The 23,955-nt window shown below is 68.9% G+C and carries 18 protein-coding genes; 13 read left to right on the top strand and 5 right to left on the bottom strand.

Annotation, left to right across the window (positions count from 1 at the left end; all coding sequences use genetic code 11):
- Positions 1-115: 115 nt before the first annotated feature.
- A complete protein-coding gene (locus AC57B8_RS28385) occupies positions 116-3,319 on the bottom strand; it encodes a hypothetical protein (RefSeq protein ID WP_496481430.1) in 3,204 nt (1,067 codons plus the stop codon).
- A 220-nt stretch (positions 3,320-3,539) separates the two neighbouring features.
- Positions 3,540-3,926 (bottom strand): DUF4259 domain-containing protein, encoded by a 387-nt coding sequence (locus AC57B8_RS28380; RefSeq protein WP_496481429.1) that lies wholly within the window; start codon positions 3,924-3,926, stop codon positions 3,540-3,542.
- A gap of 330 nt (positions 3,927-4,256) precedes the next feature.
- Between AC57B8_RS28380 and AC57B8_RS28375 the strand changes: the two genes are divergently transcribed.
- Both AC57B8_RS28375 and AC57B8_RS28370 read left to right on the top strand, forming a co-directional pair.
- Positions 4,257-5,258, top strand: a complete 1,002-nt coding sequence (locus AC57B8_RS28375) for a hypothetical protein (protein ID WP_496481428.1) — start codon at positions 4,257-4,259, stop codon at positions 5,256-5,258.
- 40 nt (positions 5,259-5,298) lie between these two features.
- On the top strand, positions 5,299-6,099 hold the full coding sequence (locus tag AC57B8_RS28370) for a DUF1266 domain-containing protein (protein ID WP_496481427.1): 801 nt from the start codon (positions 5,299-5,301) through the stop codon (positions 6,097-6,099).
- Positions 6,100-6,106: 7 nt separating this feature from the next.
- Here AC57B8_RS28370 and AC57B8_RS28365 read toward each other — a convergent pair whose 3' ends face one another.
- Both AC57B8_RS28365 and AC57B8_RS28360 read right to left on the bottom strand, forming a co-directional pair.
- Positions 6,107-6,937: a class I SAM-dependent methyltransferase gene (locus AC57B8_RS28365; RefSeq protein WP_369647484.1), complete on the bottom strand. Its 831-nt coding sequence runs from the start codon at positions 6,935-6,937 to the stop codon at positions 6,107-6,109.
- Between the two features lie 56 nt (positions 6,938-6,993).
- On the bottom strand, positions 6,994-8,889 hold the full coding sequence (locus AC57B8_RS28360; protein ID WP_496481426.1) for a sigma-54-dependent Fis family transcriptional regulator: 1,896 nt from the start codon (positions 8,887-8,889) through the stop codon (positions 6,994-6,996).
- Between the two features lie 232 nt (positions 8,890-9,121).
- On the opposite strand from AC57B8_RS28360, the gene adh reads away from it, so the two are divergent.
- Together adh and AC57B8_RS28350 are read left to right on the top strand one after the other, a co-directional pair.
- Positions 9,122-10,642 carry an aldehyde dehydrogenase gene (gene adh, locus AC57B8_RS28355; protein WP_496481425.1) on the top strand — a complete coding sequence of 507 codons (1,521 nt, stop codon included), beginning with the start codon at positions 9,122-9,124 and terminating at the stop codon, positions 10,640-10,642.
- A complete protein-coding gene (locus AC57B8_RS28350; protein ID WP_496481424.1) occupies positions 10,642-11,019 on the top strand; it encodes a DUF779 domain-containing protein in 378 nt (125 codons plus the stop codon). Before adh ends, AC57B8_RS28350 begins: the two co-directional genes overlap by 1 nt.
- Positions 11,020-11,034: 15 nt before the next feature.
- Here AC57B8_RS28350 and AC57B8_RS28345 read toward each other — a convergent pair whose 3' ends face one another.
- Positions 11,035-11,952 carry a LysR family transcriptional regulator gene (locus AC57B8_RS28345; protein ID WP_354347730.1) on the bottom strand — a complete coding sequence of 306 codons (918 nt, stop codon included), beginning with the start codon at positions 11,950-11,952 and terminating at the stop codon, positions 11,035-11,037.
- 141 nt (positions 11,953-12,093) lie between these two features.
- Here AC57B8_RS28345 and AC57B8_RS28340 point away from each other — a divergent pair, with 141 nt between their 5' ends.
- The 9 genes from AC57B8_RS28340 (at position 12,094) to AC57B8_RS28300 (ending at position 23,904) form a co-directional block, all read left to right on the top strand.
- Complete coding sequence (locus tag AC57B8_RS28340; RefSeq protein WP_062476391.1) at positions 12,094-12,510, top strand: YjfI family protein; 417 nt, start codon at positions 12,094-12,096, stop codon at positions 12,508-12,510.
- Positions 12,511-12,522: 12 nt separating this feature from the next.
- Positions 12,523-13,254: a PspA/IM30 family protein gene (locus AC57B8_RS28335; RefSeq protein WP_496481423.1), complete on the top strand. Its 732-nt coding sequence runs from the start codon at positions 12,523-12,525 to the stop codon at positions 13,252-13,254.
- Between the two features lie 2 nt (positions 13,255-13,256).
- The gene (locus tag AC57B8_RS28330) at positions 13,257-13,616 is read left to right on the top strand and encodes a hypothetical protein (protein ID WP_062476395.1); all 360 of its coding nucleotides are present in this window, start codon (positions 13,257-13,259) and stop codon (positions 13,614-13,616) included.
- A 42-nt stretch (positions 13,617-13,658) separates the two neighbouring features.
- The gene (locus AC57B8_RS28325; RefSeq protein WP_095744901.1) at positions 13,659-14,303 is read left to right on the top strand and encodes an OB-fold-containig protein; all 645 of its coding nucleotides are present in this window, start codon (positions 13,659-13,661) and stop codon (positions 14,301-14,303) included.
- Positions 14,304-14,424: 121 nt separating this feature from the next.
- Positions 14,425-16,593, top strand: coding sequence for a flotillin family protein (locus tag AC57B8_RS28320; protein ID WP_062476401.1), 2,169 nt, complete (start codon positions 14,425-14,427; stop codon positions 16,591-16,593).
- A 14-nt stretch (positions 16,594-16,607) separates the two neighbouring features.
- Positions 16,608-17,153 (top strand): TFIIB-type zinc ribbon-containing protein, encoded by a 546-nt coding sequence (locus AC57B8_RS28315; RefSeq protein ID WP_070059348.1) that lies wholly within the window; start codon positions 16,608-16,610, stop codon positions 17,151-17,153.
- A 12-nt stretch (positions 17,154-17,165) separates the two neighbouring features.
- Positions 17,166-22,433 (top strand): DNA repair ATPase, encoded by a 5,268-nt coding sequence (locus AC57B8_RS28310; protein WP_496481422.1) that lies wholly within the window; start codon positions 17,166-17,168, stop codon positions 22,431-22,433.
- Positions 22,433-23,131 carry a phospholipase D-like domain-containing protein gene (locus tag AC57B8_RS28305; RefSeq protein ID WP_070059346.1) on the top strand — a complete coding sequence of 233 codons (699 nt, stop codon included), beginning with the start codon at positions 22,433-22,435 and terminating at the stop codon, positions 23,129-23,131. The genes AC57B8_RS28310 and AC57B8_RS28305 overlap by 1 nt, the downstream gene beginning before the upstream one ends.
- Positions 23,131-23,904, top strand: a complete 774-nt coding sequence (locus tag AC57B8_RS28300) for a magnesium transporter CorA family protein (protein ID WP_095744903.1) — start codon at positions 23,131-23,133, stop codon at positions 23,902-23,904. Before AC57B8_RS28305 ends, AC57B8_RS28300 begins: the two co-directional genes overlap by 1 nt.
- Positions 23,905-23,955 lie beyond the last annotated feature (51 nt).

Here is a 23,955-nt window from a genome sequence, read left to right as displayed (position 1 = left end):
CGATTGTGCACGGCAGGCGTGCGAAGGCGCAGCGCGCCGGAAGCGGTGCGCTGCGCCTTCGTGTGCGCGAATTGGAACAAAGGGGAGGGCCGTTGCCGGCCTCTCCCGCCTTCGGTCAGCCCAGCAGGCCGTGCAGGATGTTCGTCACGGGCGCCAGCGCGGAGCCTGTGCCGCTGTGGTCGAGCAGGCTGGTGATCGGGGCCACGACCTCGCACACCAGCGGCGTGACCGCGTGCTCGACGGTGTTCACCACCTCGGCGACCACCGGGGCAACTGCCGAGCTGGCGCCGGCCAGGATGTCGGCCGCGGGCACCGCGGCGCCGGATGCGGCTTGCGTGGCCTCGGCCACGACCGGTGCCACGGCATCGCTTGCATGGCAGAGCACCGACGACACCGGCTCCAGGATGTCTGCGACGGGGCCCTTGCCTCCGAGCAGGCCGCCGAGCAGGCTGCCCACGAGGCCGTCTTCGCCGACGATGCCGCCGAGCAAGCCGCCTTCGCCGCCACCGAGGACGCCGCCCAGCAGGCCGTCGTCACCGAGCACGCCGCCGAGCAGGCCACCGTCGCCGCCGAGGACACCGCCCAGAAGGCCGTCGTCACCGAGGACGCCGCCGAGCAAGCCACCGTCGCCACCGAGGACGCCGCCCAGCAGGCCGTCGTCGCCCAGCACGCCACCGAGCAGACCGCCGTCGCCGCCGAGGACGCCGCCCAGCAGGCCGTCGTCGCCCAACACGCCACCGAGCAGACCGCCGTCACCGCCGAGGACGCCGCCCAGCAGGCCGTCGTCACCCAGCACGCCGCCGAGCAGACCGCCGTCACCGCCGAGGACGCCACCCAGCAAGCCGTCGTCGCCCAGCAATCCACCGAGCAGACCGCCGTCGCCGCCGAGGACACCGCCCAGCAAGCCGTCATCACCCAGCACGCCGCCAAGCAATCCGCCGTCGCCGCCGCCGAGCAGGCTGCCCAGAAGGCCTTCGTCACCCAGCAAGCCGCCGAGCAGGCCTCCCTCGCCGCCGAGGACGCCACCCAGCAGGCCGTCGTCACCCAGCACACCGCCGAGCAGGCCACCGTCGCCACCGAGGACGCCGCCCAAGATGCCGTCGTCGCCGAGCAAGCCACCCAGCAGGCCGCCGTCACCGCCGAGCAGTCCGCCCAACAAACCATCGTCACCCAGCACGCCGCCGAGCAAGCCGCCGCCGTCGCCGCCAAGGACGCCATTCAACAGGCCGCCGACCGGGCCTTCGGCACCGAGGATGCCGTCGTCGCCCAGCACACCGCCCAGCAGGCCGTCGTCACCGAGGACGCCACCCAGGAGCCCGTCATCGCCCAGCAGGCCGCTGAGCAAGCCGTCTTCGCCGCCGAGCAGGCCCGCCAGCGGGGTCGCGTTCAGCAACGAGCCGACCGCGCCGTCGGGGCCGAGCAGGCTGTCCACGAGTCCGTCGCCACCGAGCAGTCCGCCGGTGAGGCCTTCGCTGCCGAGCAGGCCGGACAGGGCGCCGTCGCCGCCGAGCACGCCGCCCAGGATGCCTTCGTCACCGAGGAGGCCGTTGACCAGGCCGTCGTCGCCCAGCACGCCGCCAAGCAGGCCGCCCTCGCCGCCGAGGACGCCACCCAGCAGGCCGTCGTCGCCCAGGACACCCCCGAGCAAGCCACCTTCGCCACCGAGGACGCCGCCCAGCAATCCGTCGTCGCCGAGCACACCGCCGAGCAGACCGCCATCGCCACCGAGCAAGCCGCCCAACAGGCCATCGTCACCCAGCACACCGCCAAGCAAGCCGCCTTCGCCGCCGAGGACACCACCCAGCAGGCCGTCATCGCCCAGCACACCGCCGAGCAGGCCCCCGTCGCCACCGAGCAGACCGCCCAACAGGCCGTCGTCACCCAGCACACCGCCCAGCAGGCCGCCTTCGCCACCGAGCACGCCGCCCAGCAAACCGCCATCGCCCAGCACGCCTCCCAGCAGCCCGTCATCGCCCAGCAACTGCCCGATCAATCCGTCTTCGCCGAGCACGCTGCCCAGCAGGCTGCCGTCACCCAGCAGCCCCTCGAGCACCTGGCCGACGACGCCGTCCGTGCCGAGCAGGTCGTCCACGAGGCCGTCCAGGCCCAGCGGGGTGGTGATGCCGCCGAGCAGGCCTTCGCTGCCCAGCACGTTCTCCAGCGCATTGCCCAGCGCGTCGGTCAGGTAGTCGACCTGGCCGATCAGCGAGCCGACGAGGGCGTCGGTCAGGCCTTCGCCGAGCAGGCCGTCGACCACGGGGGTCAGCACGCCGCCCACGTGAACGGCAATGTTTTCGACCGCGTTGTCCACCGGTTCGAACTCATTCGGATCGTTGGGCTTGAACTCCTCGCCTGTGACCGGCGAGAGCAGGTCGTCGACCAGGTCGGTGAGGCCGTCGGCCACGGGCATCAGCGAGGCCAGCGTGCCCGACGAGTCGGAGGCGCTGCGCACGTTGGCCGCACCGCCGCCCAGGCCGAGCGCGTTGTCGAGGGCGCCCAGCAGGTGCCCGGCGAGGCCGTCGCCCGGATCGAGCAGGTGGTCTGCGTCGGCGTCGGCATCCGCGTCCGAATCGGCGTCCGCATCAGCGTCGGCGTCTGCATCCGAATCCGCGTCGGCGTCCGAATCGGCATCGGCATCGGCATCGGCATCGGCGTCTGCATCCGAGTCGGCGTCGGCGTCAGCATCGGCATCCGAGTCGGCGTCCGCGTCGCTGTCGCCGATGCCCGAGACGAACAGCGGGAACCCGCCGCCGTCGCCGCCGCCACCACCGCTCAGCGCGGCGCCCAGGCCGATGGCGCCCAGCGCGCCGAGTGCGAATTCGCCCAGGCCGATGCCGCTGCCGGCCGCGGTCTTTTTGCTCACGGCGAGCGCGGCGGCTTCCGCGTCGCTGTCGGGCGAGGTGACATCGAGGTTGCCGGCGGCCACGTCGACGTTCACCTGCTCCAGGCCACTGGACAGCTTGGTCGAGGTGATGGTGGCGTCGGTGCCGCCCGCGAACACACCGGCCAGCGGCGCCTTGTTGGTGGCCGAGCCGGGGAAGAGCACGTTGGCCTGCCCGCCGTCGGGCACGATCACGCGGTCGCCGGCGATGAGGGTCTGGTTGCCGTCCACCGGCATGCGAAATCCGTCGCGCATGACGACCGTGCCGGGCGTGGCGTTGGACAGGGTGCCCAGGCTGGTCGGCCCGGCGGGCGCGGCCATGGGGGCGCCCGATCCGACGGGGCCCAGGGGGGTGACGCTGGCCTGTGCAAGCACCACGGGGGCGCCGCTTTCGGCGGCGGCGGGGATCGAAGCGATCGGCGATACGGTGGTGGTCATGCGGCCTCCTCGTCAAATAAATGACTACAGAGGGCAACATGCGTGCCGCCTTCGACTTCAGCCGTCAGCGACGGGCCGAAAACGCCGTATCCCGTTGATTCAAAAAGACTTTTGTGCGAATGACCCTGTCAGGCCCGAGGTGCAAAACGGGCAGCTGTCGCCACTCGTTACGTAACACGGCGCACGCTTTGACCGGAACGCCGGGCGCGTTCAGCGCGGTTCAGCCGCGCAGCCGGAGCTGCAGGCTCTTCAGGTTGGCCAGCCACGCAAGGTAGTCCTCGTCGTCCTCGCCCAACTCGGCCCAGGTGTCGTGGCCGTCCGCGTCGGGGTCGTCGAGGATGGCCTGCAGCGCGTCGGCGGCGGCATGGCGCAGGTCGGTGGGCGGCGCGGCCTTGCCGGCGCACCAGTCGACGGCGTCCGGGTGCACGTCGGCGCTGCCCTGGCCGGCGAGCAGCGCCAGCACTTCGGCCGCGGCGACGGTGCCTTCGGTCGAACCTGAATCCAGCGTCTCGCGGATGAAGGCGAGCGCGTCATCGGCTTCCTGCAATTCCGTCAGCCAATCGAGTGCCTCGTCGTTGCCGAAGCCTGCTGTCGACCATGTACCCATTCGTTTGACTCCCGTGTGTGGCGTGTCGCGGTGCGGCCACGGTTTGAAGATGCGGTGATGCTAGCGGTGCGAATCTCGTGATCGCGCGGCCTCGCAGAATTCGTCAGAATGCCAGGCGACGCTTCCCAGTAGCATGGCCGCGCTCCTGACATGGGGGCGCGTGATCATCCAGTCCGTGAGCCGCCGGGGAACACTTCCCTTGGGCCGGCGTTGCGGCGGTGTCCTTCCAGGACACGCCGCGGTCACGGCCGATCTGCCGTGCATGGCCCACGGAAGCAGATGCCGGGCCGCTTACCCATTCACAACCACGGTTTCAGGGAGAGATTCAGCATGTCATTCGTTTTTTCGTCGTTCACCGATCACCTGGGCGCGTTGCCGCCCGAACGCGCGCGCCACGGCGATGCCTTGCGCGCACGCGTGCAGCAACAGGTGCAGGCGCCGTTGCATGCCGACCTGTCGGCCTTTTCCTTCCTGCCCGACCAGGCAGACCACCCCGACCACGAGGACGCGCCGCAGGTGTTCGCGCAGGCGGTCGAGCAGATGTACCTGCCCAAGCCGTGGCTGGGCGACGAGATTCCGCTGTTCTTCCTCGGCTACCACGCGATGAACAGGCTCAGCGGCAAGCGCACTTCGCAAGGCCTGCTGCTGACCGACCAGGCCGTGTACGTGCAGGACGACTTCACCGTGCTGTCGGCCGCACCGCCACCGGCGCAGGGCCATACCTTGCCGGCGCGCGCGGACGATGCGCCTTCGTTCGTCTCGACGCTGCTCGCGCGCTTCAAGGCGTGGAAAGACTGGTCCGGCGTGGCCGACGCGCCCGAGCCGGTGCTGCTCAAACGCTGCGGCGAGTTGCTGGCGCCGACGGTCGCGGCGGTGGTCGCGTACCACGCGGAAAACGGCAGCCAGCGGCAGGCGCAGCAGCGCGTCTGGACGCTGGCCGAGCTGGTGGCCGACCACGGCGCGACCGACACCTTGCTCGACCCCGCCAACCCGAAGCTGGCCAAGAAGCTGGGCAAGGTGACGGACAAGTTCCAGATTCCCGCGGGCGAGACGCTGCAGTTCGCGCTGGCCGACTTTCCGCTCTTCGGCGGCCCCTACGGCGTGGCGCTGACTGCGCAGGCGCTCTACGGCAAGGACCTGATGGAGTCGCCTCTGCGCATCGCGCTGGAGCGCGTGGAGGCGCGCGCGCTGCAGATCGGAGAGAAGGGTGACCAGCTGCTGACGGGCTCGACCCCGCCCATCGCGCTGCCCGCGCACATGAAGGAATCGCTGCGCGCACCCTTCCTCGCGTTCCTGCAGCAGGAGATCGCGCGCCTGCAATCTCGGGCCTGATTCGCCCACGCGCCATTCAACAAGTTTCGGAGGAGTTTTCATGGGGTTCAAGGACACGCTCGCGCACGCGATGCTCGACAACGACAAGCTCAAGTTCGACGCCGCTGCGCCCGCGCTTCCCGCGCAGGAGCAATGGCTGGTCACGCTGAGCACGCCGCTGTCGGCCTTCAACGGCGACTGCGTGAACGCGGTGCTCACCGGCAAGGACAACGACACCCTGCGCGAAGGCATCGCGCAGGTGTGGAACGTGAGCGACCGCGCGAGCTTCGAGCAGACCGCGCGCTGGCTGACCGAGGAAGGGCAGCGCGCGAAGTACCTGCCGGCCTGGAAGGCCATCGGCGCGATCGATGCGGCGGTGCAGTCCACGCCCGGCGTGCTGCGCCTGGTCATGGACGCGTGGTTTCCCGCGTTCTTCCAGATCAAGGCGCGCGAGCACCTGGACATGCGGGCGCTGTCCGCGCAGACCGGGCACTCGAGCGCCGAGCTGAGCCAGCTGATGACCGGCAGCCAGAGCTGGGTCCAGGCCCTGCGCAAGCACTTCGGCGTGGCGCCGGATCAGCTGACGAGCCTCGTGGCCTGGGACGCGGTGCGCCTGGCCAACCTGTCGCGCTGGGCCGTGCAGCTGGGCTTCATCGAACGCGCGGAGTTCGCGGACTTTGCGGGCGGTCTGGCATCGCAGGTGCGCGCGGCCTATGCCAACTGGTCGCAGGTGAGCGCCGCGTACATCGCGGCGGGCCTGATCTGGCAGTACTCCGATGCGCGTGAAGAGCATCTGCTGCGCACCAACCGCCTGCTGCTGAGTGACACGCGCAGCCCGTGGCGCAGCGTGCCTTTCGCCTGAAGAGGTCCTAGTCCTTCGCCCTCAGCGCATACACCGCGTAGATCGGCACGCCGAGAAAGAACAGCACCATCGGCGCGAACAGCGTGTAGGGCCAGCCGATGCCTTCCATCACGCGGTAGGTGCCGTCCAGGTGCAGGCGCGGATGGGGCTGCGTGAGGTCTTCGTACCGGCGCAGGCCCCACTGGAACTCCGCGCCGGTCGCGCGCACCGAAGGATGCTGGCGCGCGCGGCCCACGGCCAGCCAGCACATCGCGTCGAAGGCCAGCACCGAACCCGCAGGCGCGCGCTCGCCGAAGGTGGTGAACACGGCGTTCACCTGCTCGGGCGTGAGGTACATCAGCACGCCCTCGGTGAACAGGAAGACCGGCTGCGCCTGGCGCTTGCGCGGCAGGCCGAGCTGCTCCCACCAGCCGGGCGCCGTGAGGTCGAGTTCGCGCAGGTCGTGGCGCGGATGCGTGTCGGGCAGCAGCTCGCGGCGCAGGGCCAGCACCTCGGGCAGGTCGGCGTCGGTCATGCGCGACTTGCCGTCGTCCAGCCATTGGAAGTAGTGGCTCAGGCCGCAGCCCAGGTTCACGACGCGCGCGCCTGGGTGCAGCTTGAGGAAGTCCTGCGCCAGGCTGCGAAAGCGCCGCGTGCGCGCGAGGATGCCGTAGATGGTCGTGCGGTCGTCGGGCAGGGCGTGGTCGTCGTCGCGGATTTGTTCGAGGATGCCGGCGGCGTAGGCGTCGCGCACGGCCATCTGCGGAAACAGCGCATCGCCCGAGGCCCGCGCGGCCAGCGGAATCCGCAAGGTGGACGGCACGGCCGAGAGCTTGCGCGCGGATTTGCCGGTGGTCATGAATGCGGGGGCAGGGCCATGCGCAAAGTCTGGCCGCTCCCGCGCGTGCGGGCAAGTCAGTCTTTGGTGTTGCCCGCGGGCGGGCGCTGGCGGGCGAGGTGGCGGTACACGGTGCTGCGGTGAACGCCGAGCCGGCGGGCCGCGCGCGCCACGTCGTGGTCGCAGGCGCGCAGGGCTTCGTCGATGGCGTGGCGGGTGATGGTCTGCAGGGGTGCGTCGGGTTGCGACAGGGTGGCTTCGTTGAAGTCAGCGAGGGGAGCGGCGTCTTGCAGGTGCGCGGGCAGCGCATCGGCCGTCACCGCGTCGCCCGGGTCGGCCAGCGCCACGAGTGCGCGCAGCACGCTGCGCAGCTCGCGCACGTTGCCGGGCCAGCGGTAGGCCGCCAAGCGCTCGAGCGCGTCGTTCTCCAGGCACAAGTGCTTGGCGGCGCCGCCCGATTCGAGGAACAGCCGCGCGATCAGCGCGCGCCGGTCGGCGCGTTCGTGCAGCGCGGGCAGGGCGACGGTGAAACCGGCCACGCGGTACATCAGGTCGGCGCGAAAGCGCCCGGCCTCGACCAGCGCGGGCAGGCCGGCGTGCGTGGCACACACCAGGTCGAAATCGACCGCCACGCCCTGGCCACCGCCCAGCGGCGTGACCACGCGGCCTTCGAGCACGCGCAGCAGGCGCGTCTGCAGCGCGAGCGGGATCTCGGCGATCTCGTCGAGAAAGAGCACGCCCCCGTGCGCTTCGCGGATGCGCCCCGGCATGCCCTTGCGGCGCGCGCCGGTGAAGGCGCCTTCTTCGTAGCCGAACAGCTCGGCCTCGATCAGCGTCTCGGGCAGCGAGGCGCAATCGACTGCCACGAACGGGCCCGCGCTGCGGCGGCTGGCGGCGTGCAGGCGGCGCGAGAACACCTCCTTGCCGCTGCCGGTCTCGCCGTTCACCAGCACCGGCACGCCTTCGTTGAGCACGCGCACGGCGCGCGCCAGCAGCGGGCGCACGACGTCGTCGTTGTCGACGGGGGAGGCGCTCGCGGCCATCACCTGTCGCTCACCGGTGCGGCCCGTGCCGCTGTTCGCCGTGCCCGTGCGCTCCATGACGGTCGCGATCTGCCGTCCGCCCGGCAGCGTGAGCAGGCTGCGCCGGTGCTCCATGCGCGGCCACTGCGCGCCCAGGAATTCTTCGGCGTCGAGGTCGAGCAGGCCCTCCCACGAGCGCCCGAACAGGTCGAGCGCCACGCGGTTGGCCGCCACGATGCGCCCGCCCTCGATCACCATCAGCCCTTCGCGCGCGGTGCCGATCAGCGCGGGCCGCGCGTGGAAGCGCAGCACATGGCCCGAGGCCTCGGCCAGCAGCATGCGGTGCTCGACCTGCTGCGCCGCCATGCGCACCAGGCCCAGGGCGTGGTGGTTCACGCGCGCGGTCTCGCCCGAGATGTCGAGCGCGCCGGCCAGCTCGCCGCGTCCGCTGAAGATGGGCGCCGCCGCGCAGCCCAGCCGGCCGTTCTGCGCCAGGTAGTGCTCGCCGCCCAGCACCATCAGCGCCACACGCTCGGCCAGCGCCGTGCCGATGGCGTTGGTGCCGCGGTGGCTCTCCGACCATTCCACGCCGGGCTGCAGCGCCACGCGCTGGGCCTTGGGCAGGAAGTCGGGGCTGCCGATCTCTTCGAGGATCAGGCCGCTGGCGTCCGACAGCGCGACGATGCAGCCGTTGCCCACCGCGTGCTCGGCGAGCCCGTCGAGCTCGGGCTGCGCGCAGCTGAGCAGGCGCATCGCCTGCTCGCGCCGCTCGTTCAGCAGCGAAGGCGCCATCGGCGTCGGGTCGATGCAGTGCGGATCGACCGGCCGGCTGCGCTGCCACGAGCGCGAGATGTGCGGCGCGATCCACGGGGCCGGGTCGCGGCCTTGCGCGAAGAACAGCTCGCGCGCCTGCGCGACGCTGACCGATGGCGCGGAAGCTTCACTCGTCATGCGTGACTCCGTGGACGGGGATTGCAGGCGATTCGCCTTGTGCGACATCGTAGTCGCCGCCGTCGCGCCCATCTGTCGCAGATTGCGAATGGAAACCCTCTGCGCGGGCCGCGCCCCTGTGGCGCGGGGCTTGGGGATTGTCCCGATCCGCGCGGGTATGCCGCTTGCGGTGCCTGTGCGGGCCGCCGCATGTCGCGGCGCCCGTTCATACCTTACCCAACGGAGACAACCCATGGACATGCTCGAACCGGGCAAATTCGGTACCGCGGTGCCTTTCAAGAAGCGCTACGGCAACTACATCGGCGGCGAATGGGTCGCGCCGGTGGAGAACCAGTATTTCGGCAACATCACGCCCGTCACCGGCAAGGTCTTCTGCGAAGTGCCGCGCTCCAGCGCCGCCGATATCGAGCGCGCACTCGACGCCGCCCACAAGGCCAAGGGCGCCTGGGGCCGCACCTCGACCACCGAGCGCGCCAACATCCTGAACCGCATCGCCGACCGCATGCAGGAAAACCTGGCCATGCTGGCGGCGGCCGAGACCTGGGACAACGGCAAGCCGATCCGCGAGACCATGGCCGCCGACCTGCCGCTGGCCATCGACCACTTCCGCTACTTCGCTTCGTGCGTGCGCTCGCAGGAGGGCGGCATCAGCGAGATCGACCACGAGACCTTCGCGTACCACTTTCACGAGCCCATCGGTGTGGTCGGCCAGATCATTCCGTGGAACTTCCCGATCCTCATGGCCGTGTGGAAGCTCGCGCCCGCGCTGGCGGCCGGCAACTGCGTGGTGCTCAAGCCCGCCGAGCAGACGCCGGTGTCGATCCTGGTGCTGATGGAGGTCATCGGCGACCTGCTGCCGCCGGGCGTGCTGAACGTGGTCAACGGCTTCGGCGTGGAGGCGGGCAAGCCGCTGGCGTCGAGCAACCGCATCGGCAAGATCGCCTTCACCGGCGAGACCACCACCGGCCGGCTGATCTCGCAGTACGCGAGCCAGAACCTCATTCCGGTCACGCTGGAGTTGGGCGGCAAGTCGCCCAACATCTTCTTTGCCGACGTGATGGAGCGCGACGACGCCTTCTTCGACAAGGCGCTCGAAGGCTTCACGATGTTCGCGCTGAACCAGGGCGAGGTCTGCACCTGCCCGAGCCGCGCGCTGATCCAGGAGTCGATCTACGACCGCTTCATGGAGCGCGCACTGAAGCGCGTGGCCGCGATCAAGCAGGGCAGCCCGCTCGACGCGGCCACCATGATCGGCGCGCAGGCCTCGAGCGAGCAGCTCGAAAAGATCCTGTCGTACCTCGACATCGGCCGGCAGGAGGGCGCGCAGGTGCTCATCGGTGGCGAGCGCCAGCAACTCGACGGCGATCTGGCCGACGGCTACTACGTCAAGCCGACCGTGTTCCGCGGCCACAACAAGATGCGCATCTTCCAGGAGGAAATCTTCGGACCGGTCGTGTCGGTCACCACCTTCAAGAACGAGGAAGAAGCGCTGGCGATTGCCAACGACACGCTCTACGGCCTGGGCGCCGGCGTGTGGAGCCGCGACATGAACCGCGCCTTCCGCATGGGCCGCGGCATCCAGGCGGGGCGCGTGTGGACCAACTGCTACCACCAGTACCCGGCGCATGCGGCCTTCGGCGGCTACAAGCAATCGGGCATCGGGCGCGAGAACCACAAGATGATGCTCGACCACTACCAGCAGACCAAGAACCTGCTCGTGAGCTACAGCGAGAACAAGCTGGGCTTCTTCTGATGACCGTCGAGGTCCTGCGCGTCACCGCGACCGACGCGGCGCTCGCGCTCATCGACGACCTCGCCGCACGGCACGGCCCGCTGATGTTCCATCAGTCGGGCGGCTGCTGCGACGGCAGCGCGCCCATGTGCTACGCGCAGGGCGAGTTCATCGTGGGCGACTACGACCGGCTGCTGGGCCCCATCGGCGGCATGCCGTTCTACATCAGCGGGCCGCAGTTCGAGTACTGGCAGCACACGCAGCTGATCATCGACGTGGTGCCGGGGCGCGGCGGGATGTTCTCGCTGGAAGGGCCGCTGGGGGTGCGCTTCCTGACGCGCTCGCGGCTGTTCACGGAGGCGGAGTGGGCGGTGCTCGAGGCGGAGGCGGCGGGGTAGGGCCCCGGCCGGTCGTCAGTTCGACGAGGCGAGCAGCTGCCGCACCAGCAGCTGCGTCGCCGGCGTCAGCGCCGCGCCCGTCTTCGTCGCCATCAGCAGGCGCCGCGTGGCCCACGCGTCCTTCAGGTGCACCACCTTCAGGTCGAGCGCCGCCACCTGCGCCTTGCAGGCGGCCAGCGGCACCACGCCGATGCCGAGGTTGGCCGCGATCATGTGGCACATCGCATCGAAGCTGCGCACCTGCACGCGCAGGCGCATCGGAATGCCCGCTTGTTCGGCCGCGCGCGAGGTCAGTTCGAGCAGCGAGCTGCTGCGGTTCAGCCCCACGAACTCGTGCGCGAGGCAGGTCTTGAAGTCGACCTGCTTCGCACGCAGGCGAGCCAGCGGGTGCGGCCTGGCGCACAGCACCACGAGCTCGTCGGTCTGAAAGGGCGCGACGTCCAGGCCGTAGGCGGGCGTGTTCTCGGCGAACACGCCCACGTCGGCGAGGCCGTCGACCAGCGCGCGCACGATGTCGCCGCTCAGTTGCTCCTCGACCTCGACGCGGATATCGGGATGCTGTCCCAGGAACGCCGCCAGCGTGGTCGGCAGGAACTCCGTCAGTGCCGACATGTTGGCCCACAGCCGCACGTGGCCGCGCACGCCGCTGGCGTAGTCGCCCAGCTCGTTGCTGAACTGCTCGAAGCCCTGGAAGAGGCGCATCGCATGCTGCATCGCCACATGCCCGGCCGGTGTGAGCGCGATGCCCTGGGCGCTGCGTTCGAGCAGCTTCGACCCCGTGGCGGCTTCGAAGTCGGACAGGCGTCGACTCGCCGCCGAGAGCGCGAGGTGACACGCCTCCGCACCCTTGGTGATGCTGCCCGACTGCGCCACTGCGCAGAACAGACGCAGCGTCACGAAATCGACACGCGCGGGGTTGATGGTGCTGGCCATCGGCGGATTCTAGAGAGCGCGCCAGTGCCGAAAGTCATGTGCATGGGTTAAAAGAATTTTTGACATGTTATGTCGCTGCACCTATAGTGAATCCATCGAAGCATCGCGCGCTTCCCACGGTAGACAACCCAAAGGAGAGGTATGCAATCACTGCTGGATCAACTCGAAGGCCTCGATGTGCTGGCCGGTGCCGCGATGGGCGGGCTGTCTGTTCAGCTGCAGCCGATTCCGGGCAGTACGCCGGTGGTGCAGGTGAGCATCGAAGGGCGTGACGAGCTGCCGATCTTCGTCACCAGCTCCGACATGCAGATCATCTGCATCTGCTACCTCTGGACCGAAGAAGACGTGAAGCCCGCGCGGCGCACCGAGCTGCTCGAATCGCTGCTCGACCTCAACCCCTCGGTCCCGCTGTCGTCCTTCGGGCGCGTGGGCGGGCGCTACGTGCTCACGGGGGCGCTGGGGCGCAACGCGAGCGTGGAAGACATCGCACGCGAAGTGGCCGTGCTCAGCGACAACGCGCTCGATGCGCTCGACGCCTTGTCCGAATTCCTGAATTAAGCGGAGATCATCATGACAGTCATCAAGAAGCTGGTCACCTTGCTGCGCGGCAGCGCCCGCGAAATCGGCGAGAGCGTGATCGACAGCAACGCCACGCGCATCTACGAGCAGGAAATCATCGACGCCAAGCACAGCATCGAGAAGGCCAAGGGCGACCTCACGGGCGTCATGGCCAAGGAGATGCAGTCGGCCCGCGAAATCGAGCGCCTGAAGGGCGAGGTTTCGCGCTACGAAGGCCTGGCGCTCGAAGCCCTCAACAAGACCCAGGAAGGCCTGGCGCTCGACGTGGCGGCCAAGGTCGGCACGCTCGAGCAGGAACTCGAGGAGCAGGCCAAGGCCCACGCCTCGTATGCGCTGCAGGTGTCGCGGCTCAAGGACCTGATCAAGTCGGCCGAGGCGCGCATCCGCGAGCACGAGCGCGAGATCGGCATCGCCAAGACCACCGAGAGCGTCTACCGCGCCACGCAGTCGATCTCCGAGAACATCGGCAGCGGCGGCTCGCGCCTGGCCAGCGCGCGCGAGTCGCTGGAACGCATCCGCTCGCGCCACGAAGACCTGTCCGACCGCATGACGGCGGGCCAGCAGCTCGAAGACGAATTCGGCCACAGCGCGCTCGAGAAGAAGCTGGCCGCGGCGGGCATCGGCAACGATGCCGACCGCACCGGCAAGGTGATGGAGCGCATCCGCGCCCGGCAGGCCAAGCCGTCCGAGTCGCCCAAGCCGTCCGAACCGGCGTCGGAGTGACGATGGTGCGGGTCAAGCCGGTACGCTGGCAAGGCTCGGACGAGGCGATCCGCGCGGTCCAGGTGGCCTTCGACGTGGAAGAGGCCGTGCTCGAGGCCGTGCGCACCGCGGCGTTCGAGCAGCATGTGTCCACGCCCGACCAGATCCGGCAGGTGCTGGGGCTGGCGACCACCTCGAAGCCAAAGCGGCCGCGCCTGACGGTGTCGTTGAACACGGCCGACTACGAATTCCTGGCGGCGCGCTATGGTCTGTCACCTGACGACCGCCTGGCCATCAAGGAGAGGGCCACGCGCGAACTGATTGCCTTTGCAGGCAAGGCGAACAAGAAGAACACCGGCACGAAGAAGCCGGGCGGCAGGTAAGAAGAAAAGAGAACAACAACCAACCCGCACGCGGGAGGATCAATGGGCGATTTCATGGGAGCGGTGACGGGGTACCCCACCGCGATCTACACGGTGCTGCTCGGCGTCGTGGTGATCTATTGGGTGCTCGCGGTGGTCGGCATGGTCGACTTCGAGAGCAGCGGGATCGACGTCGACCTGCAGACGCATGCCGACGGCGACACCAGCGACATGGGCCAGATCGCGAGCTACGTGGTCGCCTTCGGCCTGAACGGCGTGCCGTTCTCGGTGGCCGTGAGCCTGCTGGTGCTCGTGGCCTGGACGCTCTCGTGTCTGGGCGGCGAGTGGCTGCTGCCGCTGGTGCCGACGATGGTGCTCAAGCTGGTGGCCGGCACGGTGCTGCTGGTGGCCAGCGCGGCCCTTGCCATCCCGGTGACGGCGGTGGCCATCCGTCCGCTCAAGGGCCTCTTCGTGAGCCACACGGCCGTGAGCAATGCGGCGCTGGTGGGCCAGGTCTGCCGCGTCGTCACCGGCGTGGTGAACGAGAAGGACGGCCGCGCCGAAGTGGCGCGCCGCGGCGCCAGCCTCAACATCCGCGTCTGGGCGCCCACGCCCAACGCCCTCAAGCGCGGCTCGCACGCGCTCATCCTCGAATACGACGAGGTGGCCGCGCGCTACCTCATCGCGGCGCACGAAGACATCGTCTGAGAAGGCGTGAACGACCCCGCCATGTCCGCTCATCGGCCACGCCGGATTCACTCACACCTTCTGCCCGCGCGCATCCCTCACCCAAGTTCGTTCGCTCGCTCTTAAAGCATCTGGAGAAAAAATGGAGCCCATCATCTTCGCCGTGGTCATACTGGCCGTCGTCATCCTCGGCCTGTTCGCGATGTTCGCCAAGTTCTATCGCAAGATCGAACAGGGCCACGCACTCATCGTGAACACGCTGCGCGCCGAGCCCGAGGTCACGTTCACCGGCCGCATGGTCTACCCGATCATCCACAAGGCCGAGCTGATGGACATCTCGGTCAAGACCATCGAGATCGACCGCTCGGGCAACGAAGGCCTCATCTGCCGCGACAACATCCGCGCGGACATCAAGGTGAAGTTCTTCGTGCGCGTGAACAAGACCGCCGACGACGTGCTGAAGGTGGCGCAGGGCATCGGCTGTGCGCGGGCCTCCAACCACGAGACGCTCGAAGAGCTGTTCTCCGCCAAGTTCTCCGAAGCGCTCAAGACGGTGGGCAAGTCGATGGACTTCGTCGACCTGTACCAGGCGCGCGACGGCTTCCGCGACGAGATCATCAGCCAGATCGGCAACGACCTGTCGGGCTACGTGCTTGAAGACGCCGCCATCGATTACCTCGAGCAGACCCCGCTGTCGGAGCTGGACGCCAACAACATCCTCGATGCGCAGGGCATCAAGAAGATCACCGAGCTGACGGCGGTCGAGCACGTGCGCACCAACGAGCTGCGCCGCAACGAGGAAATGCAGATCAAGAAGAAGAACGTCGAGACGCAAGAAGCACTGCTCGAACTCGAACGCCAGCAGGCCGATGCCACCGCGCGCCAGCAGCGCGAAATTGCCAGCGTGCGTGCCCGCGAAGAAGCCGAAACCTCCAAGATCCAGTCCGAAGAGCGCACCAAGTCCGAAACCGCGCGCCTGATGGCCGAGCAATCCGTCTCGGTGCAGCAGGAGAACGTGCAGCGCGAGAAGGAAGTGGCCGAGAACAACCGCAAGCGCGCGGTGGCCATCGAGGAAGAAAAGGTCACGCGCGCCCGCGACCTCGAAATTGTCGATCGCGAGAAGGAAGTGACCCTGCAGCGCATCGAGAAAGACAAGGCCGTCGAAGTGCAGAAGAAGGCCATTGCCGACGTGATCCGCGAGCGCATCGTGGTCGAGCGCACCGTGGCCGAACAGGAAGAAGCCATCAAGGAACTGCGCGTGGTGGCCGAGGCCGAGCGCACCAAGAAGTCGGTCGTGATCATGGCCGAGGGCCAGGCCGAAGAGAAGATGGTGCTCGACGTGAAGGCCGCCGAAACGCAAGAAAAGCGCGCCCGTCACAAGGCCGCCGAAGAACTCACGCTGGCCGATGCCAAGCTCAAGGTGGCCGAGCGCGACGCCGAATCGAAGAAGCGCGAAGCCGAGGGCGTGGAAGCCATTTCCGCCGCACCGGGCCTGGCTGCCGCCAAGGTCGAAATTGCCACGGCCCAGGCCAAGCTCGCAAGCTTCGAAGCCGAGGCTTCGGGCAAGGAAAAGCTGGGCCTGGCCGACGTGCATGTGCGCCAGGCCGATGCCGACGCGATCCTCAAGGCCGGCCAGGCCGATGCGCAGGTCATCGAGGCCCGCTCGCAGGCCGAAGCGGCCGGCATGCGTGCCAAGTTCGAGGCCGAAGCCTCGGGCAAGGAAAAGCTCGGCCTCGCCGAAGTCAACGTGCGCACGGCCGACGCCGAAGCCACGCTCAAGTCGGGCCAGGCCGATGCGCAGGTCATCGAAGCGCGCTTCAACGCCGAGGCCAAGGGCCTGCACGAGAAGTTCGAGGCCATGAAGTCCATGAGCCCCGAAACCCGCGACCACGAAGAGTTCCGCATGCGCCTGGAAAAGTCGCACATCGAAACCATGAAGGGCATCGACGCGCAGACGTCCATTGCCAAGGAACAGGCCGACGTGCTGGGCACCGCGCTCGCCAACGCCAAGATCGACATCGTGGGCGGCTCGGGCGACTACTTCGACAGCTTCGTGCGCTCGCTCTCCGTGGGCAAGGGCATCGACGGCGTCATCTCCAAGAGCCAGGCCGTGCAGGTGGCCTTCAAGGAACAGCTCTCGGGCGAGCGCGACGTGGTGAAGGACCTGCGCGACATCGTCGGCGCACTGGGCAACTCGTCGGGCGAAATCCAGAACCTCAGCGTCGCCTCGCTGATGAGCAAGATCGCCAACGACGGCACCGAAAGCCAGAAGTCGGCGCTGCAGAACCTAATCTCCTCCTTCCGCAACTGAGCCGGGGGCGCGCGATGAACCCGAACCTGAAGTGCAGTTGCGCCACCCATGCTGCGATGCAGCCCGTCGCGCTCGCCGAGGCCTTGCTCGGCGTGCAGTGCGGCGACTGCCACGGCATGGTGATGGACATGGACGACTGGCGCAGCTGGAAGGCCGCTGACCCGAAGCGCGTGCCGCATGAGGTCGACGATGAAGTGATCGAGGTGTTCGACGTCGCCGCCGTGCGCCACTGCCCCGAGTGCGAGCGCCTGATGCAGCGCTTGCGCGTGAGCGCGGGCCCCGACTTCCGCATCGACCGTTGCGTCGCCTGCCAGAACCTCTGGTTCGACCAGGGCGAATGGCGTGCCCTCGTGAGCCGTGGCCTGGCCGGCCGGCTCGACGAGCTGCTGTCCGACGGCTGGCAGCGCCGGCTGCAGACCGAGGAGGTGCGCGAGGCGCGCCTGGCCGCGCTGCGCCGCCGCTACGGCGACGACTGCATCGACGAGCTGGACCGCATCCGCGCCTGGCTCGACACCCAGCCTCACCGCGACGAATTGCTCGCACTGCTGCGCGCGGACTGACCGCGCCGATCCATGCAATCCACCGACGACACCGCAGCGCCGCCCGGCGCCCAGGCCCCCATCGACCCCACCGAAGCGCTGGTCTCCGGCAGTGGCAGCTACGACCTGCTGAAGAAGCGGCTCGAAACCCAGGGCGAGGGCCTGCTCAAGAAGACGCAGGCGCTCAACGAGCAGCGGCTGGCCGAGTTCGGCCGCTCCGACCAGGCGCTGATTTTGCGCACCCGCGCGCGCACCGAGAACAACGCCGTGGCGCGCGACATCGTGCGCATCGGCGACCTGCTGCTGTTCGGCTACAACGTCTTCATCGGCCTGCGCAAGGAAACGGCCGTGGGCGACGTGTTCGGCCTGTACCGGCTCGCATCGCCGGGCGAAGCCGCCACCGAGAACGACGAGCTGCAGCCCGTGCCGCTGGCCGGCACCTTCCTGGAAGACGCGCGTTTTGCCTCCGACTTCCGCGAGCTCTACGCCTACTACAAGCAGGCCACGCTGCTGCAGCTGCGCGTCACGCAGGACAAGCTCCTCGCCTCGTTCCAGATCGGCCAGCAGCTGCACGACGTGCGCGTGTTCCGCTGGGCCATCGAGCGCAACGGCAACATCAACTACATCGACAACCGCGGCGAGCGCGACATCGCCTTGCCCGCGAGCCACGATTTCGAATGGACCGTGGCCACGCGCGAAGACCACGTCGGCGGCAAGCATCCGCACGTGAACGTGCTCGACACGGTGTTCGTCGAGACGCTGGGCGGCGACCTCACGGTCAAGATCGAGAACAACACCGAGACCGGCCTGGGCATCTACAGCGAGCCGGTGGAGGACAAGAGCCAGTCGCTCACCGACGCCGAGATTGCCTGGGCCAAGCTGGGCATGCTGATCCTGCTGCGCGTGAAGCCCTACCGCGAGCAGGTCACGCGCTACCTGGTGTTCAACATCCGCACGCAGCAGGTCGAGCGCATCGACGCCATCGGCGGCTCCTGCGTGCAGCTGCCCGAAGACCACGGCATCATTTTTCCGGGCGGCTACTACCTGCAGTCGGGCGAATACAAGCGCTTCGACCTGCCGGCCGAGGTGGTGGAAAACCTGCGTTTCAAGCGCATGCTGCGCTCGCCCAACGGCGAGGACGTGGCTTATGTGTTCTACGACCCGAAGCCCGGGCGCTATGCGCTCTTCAACTACAACCTGATCGACAAGAAGCTCGCCACGCCGATCATCGCCAACGGCTACGCGCGCTTTGCCGACGGCCGCATGCTGGTGTTCAACGGCGACGACGTCGAGCCCACGCGCGTGCACCCGATGCAGCTGTGGCAGACGCCCTTCGCCAGCGAAGAGCACGTGAGCGCGCAGCCGCCCGCCACCGGCTTCTTCGGCAAGATCGGCAACGCGGAGCTGGTGCGCGGGGTGAGCGATCTCATGGGCATCGCCCGCGCGGTGCGCGAGCAGGCGCCCACGCGCGCCGCCTACGAAGACCTGATCCGCCAGTGCACCCGCGTGAGCGACGCCTACTTCTGGCTCGACGCGCCCGAGGCCACCGGCCTGATGGGCGAGCTGCGCAGCATCGCCGAGGTGGCGCGCAGCACGCTGGCCGAGTTCGAGAAAGTCGACACCATCCGCCGCGAAACCGCGCGTGCACTGGCCCGCGCGGAAGACGAGCAGCATGCGCTGCTGGTCGACATTGCCAGCACCCTCTGGCGCGCGCCCGACGATTTCGTGAAAGCGCTGGGCCGGCTGCGCGAACGGCGCGGCGCGCTGCAGATGCTCAAGGAGCTGCGCTATGCCGACCTGCCGCGCATCGCCGCGATGGACGCCGCGCTCGAGGTCGAGCAGCAGCGCATCGGCGAGCGCGCGATGCAGTTCCTGGCGGCCGACACGGCCTTCCACGGCCAGCGCCAGGCGCTGGACAAGCTCGCGCTCGAACTGCCCAACCTCGCCACCTCGCCCGCGCTCGGCCAGATGCTCGCCACGCTCGACGAGCAGGCGGCCGGTCTCGACCTGCTGACCGAGCAGCTGGGCAGCCTGCCGGGCGGCGATGCGGTGATCCGCACGTCGATCCTGGACCGCATCTCGCTGATCTACGCCGACATCAACCGCATGCGCGCCGATGCGCGCGCGCGGCGCAAGTCGCTGGGCGCGACCGAGGCGCGTGCCGAATTCGGCGCGCAGTTCAAGCTCTTCAGCCAGGCGGTCGAGAACGCGCTGGAGTTCGCCGACACGCCCGAGAAGTGCGACGACGCGCTCACGCGGCTGCTGGCGCAGCTGGAGGAAATCGAAGGCCGCTTCGCCGAGCAGGAAGACTTCCTGGCCGACATCGCCGAAAAGCGCGAGACCGTGTACGAGGCGCTGTCCGCGCGCCGCCAGAGCCTGGTCGACGCGCGCCAGCGCCGTGCGCAGGGCGTGGTCGACGCGGCAGGGCGCATCCTCGACGGCATTCCGCGCCGCATCGCGCAGTTCGGCGACCTGACGCAGGTCCACAGCTACTTCGCGGCCGACCCGATGATCGGCAAGCTGCACACGCTGATCGCCGACCTGCGCACGCTGGGCGCCGCGGTGCCGGCCGATGAACTCGACACGCGCCTGAAGACCGCACGCGACCAGGCGCTGCGTTCCATCCGCGACAAGCGCGAGCTGGTGAGCGAGGGCGGCGACACGCTGCGCCTGGGCCGCCACGCCTTCACCGTGCACCGCCAGCCGGTCGACCTGACGCTCGTGGCCCGCGACGAGGGCATGGCCTACCAGGTGACGGGCACCGACTACCAGAGCCCGGTCGACGAACCCCGGCTGCTGCCGCTGCAGCGCTACTGGAACCAGTCGCTGGTGTCCGAGACGCCCGAGCTGTCGCGCGCGGAATACCTCGCCGGTCGGTTGCTGGAGGCGCTGCTCGACGGCAAGGCCGAGCGCACGTGGGCCGAGGTGCTCACGCTGCTGGCCGAAGACCCGCTGCATCCGCAGCTGCTCGACATGGTTCGTCGCTTTGCCGCGGCGCGCTACCAGGAGGGCTACCAGAAGGGCATTCACGACGACGACGCGATGCGCCTGCTGGGGGCGCTCGTCGGCATGCAGGACCAGGCAGGCCTGCTCGCCTGGGGCCCGACCGAACGCGCGCTGGCCTTGCTCTACTGGCAGCACGGCCACCTGATCGCGCACCGCGAATCGATGCTGCGCCGCGCGCGTGCCGCGATGCAGATGCTGGCGCTGTTTGGCCGGCGAGACGCGCTGGAGCAGCTCGAAGCCGATATCGCGCGTGCCTTGAACCACTTCGCCCGCGACGTGGTGCCCGACCTGCTGCCGCCGGCCGACGCTGAAAACGATGAGGAACGCGATGCACGCGACGGCCGCGTGACCACCCTGTGCGACCAGGCCGCCGCATACCTCGTGCGCGAGCTCGCCGGCCCACATGGCGGCGAGACCTGGGCCGTGTCGGGTGCAGGCGAAGACCTCGCGGCGGCGTTGCTGCGCGAGCTGGAGCGCGGCGGCCGGCGCGACGCGTGGCAGCACGACCTCGATGCCGCACCGCCGGCCGAGCGCTGGCGCCTGGCGCGCGACTGGGTGCGTGCCTACGCGACGCACCAGGCGCCGCAATCGGTCGACTGGACCGACGACGCGGCCAGCGTGCTGGCCATGCCGTTGCAGCGCACCCGCGTCAACGCGGCGCTCGACCGCACCGTCGAGGGCCTGCGCGGCGAGCATCCGCGCGTCGCCGAAGGGCGCCTGACGCTGAACCTCAACGACTTCTGGCGCCGCTTCCTGTTCCACACGATGCATGCAGTACCGGGCTATGAGGCACTGCACAGCCTGCGCCACGAGCTGCTCGAGCGCGAGAAGGCGCGGCTCAAGTTGAGCCAGTTCCAGGCCAAGCCGCTGTCGACCTTCGTGCGCAACCAGCTGATCGACGAGCTTTACCTGCCCCTCATCGGCGACAACCTGGCCAAGCAGATCGGCTCGGCGGGCGAGGGCAGCCGCACCGATCGCATGGGCCTGCTGCTGCTGATCTCGCCGCCCGGCTACGGCAAGACCACGCTCATGGAGTACGTGGCCGACCGCCTCGGCCTGATTTTCGTGCGCATCAACTGCCCGGCACTCGGCCATGGCGTGACGGCCATCGACCCGGCCAACGCGCCCAACAGCGCGGCGCGGCAGGAGCTGGAGAAGCTCAACCTGGGCCTGGCCATGGGCAGCAACGTGATGCTGTACCTGGACGACATCCAGCACACCAGCCCCGAGTTTTTGCAGAAGTTCATCGCGCTGGCCGACGGCACGCGCCGCATCGAGGGCGTGTGGAACGGCGAACCGCGCAGCTACGACATGCGCGGCAAGCGCTTCGCGATCGTGATGGCGGGCAACCCGTACACCGAGTCGGGCGACGTGTTCAAGATCCCGGACATGCTGGCCAACCGCGCCGACATCTACAACCTGGGCGACGTGCTCTCGGGTCGCGAGGCGGCGTTCGCGCTCTCGTACATCGAGAACAGCCTGACCTCCAACCCCACGCTGATGCCGCTGGCCTCGCGCGACCCGAAGGACGTGCAGCTGCTCGTGAAGATGGCCCAGGGCCACGACGTGCCGAGCAGCGCGCTCTCGCACGCCTACAGCTCGGTGGAGCTGGAAGAGATCAAGGCGCTGCTGCAGCGCCTGTTCCGGGCGCGCGACCTGCTGCTGAAGGTGAACCTCGCGTACATCGAATCGGCCGCGCAGCAGGAGACCTACCGTGTCGCGCCGCCGTTCAAGCTGCAGGGCAGCTACCGCAACATGACCAAGCTCGCCGGCAAGATCACGCCGCTGATGCGCGACGACGAGCTCGACGCCTTGCTGCGCGACCACTACCGCGGCGAGGCCCAGACGTTGACCACCGGCGCGGAAGAAAACCTGCTGCGCCTGGCCCAGCTGCTCGGCAGCCCGACGCCGGAGGAGAGCGCCCGCTGGACCGCCATCTGCGACGAGTTCGTGCGCCAGCGAAAGCTCGGCGGCGCCGATGTGGACGGCAGCCAGCGCATCGCGAGCAGCATGCTCGACGTGGCGCGCGCGGTCGATGCACTCAAGCCCGAACCCAAGCCTGCCGCCGAGGGGCCGAACGAGAGCCAGCGCCTGGCCGACGCCATGCTGCAGATCGCCGTGACCTACCGCGAGCTGATCCTGCCGCTGGTGACCGCCACCGAACGCCGGCTCGAACTCGACCGCTCGATCAAGCAGGACATGGAGCGCCTCGCCGCCGAGGTGCAGGCCACGCGGGCCGCGCCCAAGCGCGTGCCACCGCCACCATCTCCGCCCAAAGCCGACAAGGATCACTGATGTCCGCATTGCCCGAACTGCTGGCCCAACTCGACGCCACCCTGGCCGACACGCGCCTGAGCGACGACGAGCGCCGTGTGCTGGTCCACACCCTGCGCGAGGCCTCGCCGCCCGAAGACGGCCTGCGCCAACTGCGCAACCGCGCCTTCGACCTCGTACGCTCGCGCACCGCCGACCCCGAGCAGCTGTCGCTGCTCAAGTGGCTCGAAGGCGTGGTGCGCGCGATCGACACCGGCCGTTCGCCCGACAGCGTCACGGTGCGCTCGCAGGCCTACTTCAGCCCCGGCACGGCCTGCCTGCAGGCGATCAACCAGCAACTGAGAACGGCGAAGCGCGCGGTTGACCTGTGCGTGTTCACGCTGTCGGACGACCGCATCACCGCCGAGGTGCTGGCGGCGCACCGGCGCGGCGTGACGGTGCGCTTCATCACCGACAACGACAAGGAATACGACCGCGGCAGCGACGTCGGCCAGCTGCGCGCGGCCGGCATTCCGGTGGCGGTGGACCGTACGGAGGCCCACATGCACCACAAGTTCGCGATCTTCGACGGCGCGCGGCTGCTCAACGGCAGCTACAACTGGACCCGCAGCGCCTGCGAGTACAACGAGGAGAACCTGGTGCTGAGCAACGACCCGCCGCTGGTGCGCCGCTTCGCGGACGAATTCGACACCTTGTGGAAAGAACTGCAGGCCCCCTGATGCCAAGACGAATCGACTACGACTGGGAGCTGCCCGCCGCCATGCAGCAGCGGCTGGGCGGCAGCACTTACGGCGCGCAGCGCATCATCCATGAGCAGGAGCACCTGATGGTGATCCTGCACGAGCCGCCCTCGGGCACCGGCGCCGAACGCAAGCCCATCGTGTTCCTGCGCAAGCCGGACGGCGCGTGGCTGCACAAGGGCAACAACCCCGGCGAGCGTGCGCTCGCCAAGCTGCTCGAAAGCTACCGCGCGGCGTTCAGCACCTTCGAGATTCGCCACCAGGCCGCCGAGACCTCGGAAGACCTGTTCCAGATCCTCGGCCCGCTGATCCCGCTCACCCGCGCCGCGCGGAACATGCAGGACACCCTGCAGGCCGCGCGCGATGCGGTGAAGGGCGACCTGATGCTCATCGACCAGCGCGACCTTGCGGTGGAAATTGCGCGCGGCTTCGAGCTGCTGCTGGCCGACACGCGCATGTCGCTCGACTACCGGCTCGCACGCGCCGCCGAGGCGCAGGCGCACTCGGCCCTCGAGATGAGCCGTGCGCAGCACAAGCTCAACACCATCGCCGCGCTGACCTTTCCGCTCATGGCCGTCGGCGCGGCCTTCGGCATGAACCTGCACAGCGGTGTGGAGAACCTGCCGTCGTGGGTGTACTGGCTCATCTTCGCGGCCGGCATCTGCCTGGGCGTGATGCTGCGCGGCTGGGTCAAGACGCCGGCCGAGCCGCCGGTGGTTGCCAAGCCTGCGTCCACGCTGAAGAAAAAGTAGGGCGTACCGCAGGGTCTTCGCGTTTCGCGAAGGCCTGCTGCCATCCGAGCA

The organism is Variovorax sp. BGA-UO-ETr-C22 (assembly GCF_059567965.1).
Note: the sequence above shows the minus strand (reverse complement) of the source record. Positions and strands in the feature narration are given on the sequence as shown.

Excerpts from the sequence above, each read along its gene's own strand:
- AC57B8_RS28385 (WP_496481430.1), bottom strand. The coding sequence starts at position 3,319 with ATGACCACCACCGTATCGCCGATCGCTTCGATCCCCGCCGCCGCCGAA.
- AC57B8_RS28380 (WP_496481429.1), bottom strand. The coding sequence starts at position 3,926 with ATGGGTACATGGTCGACAGCAGGCTTCGGCAACGACGAGGCACTCGAT.
- AC57B8_RS28375 (WP_496481428.1), top strand. The coding sequence starts at position 4,257 with ATGTCATTCGTTTTTTCGTCGTTCACCGATCACCTGGGCGCGTTGCCG.
- AC57B8_RS28370 (WP_496481427.1), top strand. The coding sequence starts at position 5,299 with ATGGGGTTCAAGGACACGCTCGCGCACGCGATGCTCGACAACGACAAG.
- AC57B8_RS28365 (WP_369647484.1), bottom strand. The coding sequence starts at position 6,937 with ATGACCACCGGCAAATCCGCGCGCAAGCTCTCGGCCGTGCCGTCCACC.
- AC57B8_RS28360 (WP_496481426.1), bottom strand. The coding sequence starts at position 8,889 with ATGACGAGTGAAGCTTCCGCGCCATCGGTCAGCGTCGCGCAGGCGCGC.
- adh (WP_496481425.1), top strand. The coding sequence starts at position 9,122 with ATGGACATGCTCGAACCGGGCAAATTCGGTACCGCGGTGCCTTTCAAG.
- AC57B8_RS28350 (WP_496481424.1), top strand. The coding sequence starts at position 10,642 with ATGACCGTCGAGGTCCTGCGCGTCACCGCGACCGACGCGGCGCTCGCG.
- AC57B8_RS28345 (WP_354347730.1), bottom strand. The coding sequence starts at position 11,952 with ATGGCCAGCACCATCAACCCCGCGCGTGTCGATTTCGTGACGCTGCGT.
- AC57B8_RS28340 (WP_062476391.1), top strand. The coding sequence starts at position 12,094 with ATGCAATCACTGCTGGATCAACTCGAAGGCCTCGATGTGCTGGCCGGT.
- AC57B8_RS28335 (WP_496481423.1), top strand. The coding sequence starts at position 12,523 with ATGACAGTCATCAAGAAGCTGGTCACCTTGCTGCGCGGCAGCGCCCGC.
- AC57B8_RS28330 (WP_062476395.1), top strand. The coding sequence starts at position 13,257 with ATGGTGCGGGTCAAGCCGGTACGCTGGCAAGGCTCGGACGAGGCGATC.
- AC57B8_RS28325 (WP_095744901.1), top strand. The coding sequence starts at position 13,659 with ATGGGCGATTTCATGGGAGCGGTGACGGGGTACCCCACCGCGATCTAC.
- AC57B8_RS28320 (WP_062476401.1), top strand. The coding sequence starts at position 14,425 with ATGGAGCCCATCATCTTCGCCGTGGTCATACTGGCCGTCGTCATCCTC.
- AC57B8_RS28315 (WP_070059348.1), top strand. The coding sequence starts at position 16,608 with ATGAACCCGAACCTGAAGTGCAGTTGCGCCACCCATGCTGCGATGCAG.
- AC57B8_RS28310 (WP_496481422.1), top strand. The coding sequence starts at position 17,166 with ATGCAATCCACCGACGACACCGCAGCGCCGCCCGGCGCCCAGGCCCCC.
- AC57B8_RS28305 (WP_070059346.1), top strand. The coding sequence starts at position 22,433 with ATGTCCGCATTGCCCGAACTGCTGGCCCAACTCGACGCCACCCTGGCC.
- AC57B8_RS28300 (WP_095744903.1), top strand. The coding sequence starts at position 23,131 with ATGCCAAGACGAATCGACTACGACTGGGAGCTGCCCGCCGCCATGCAG.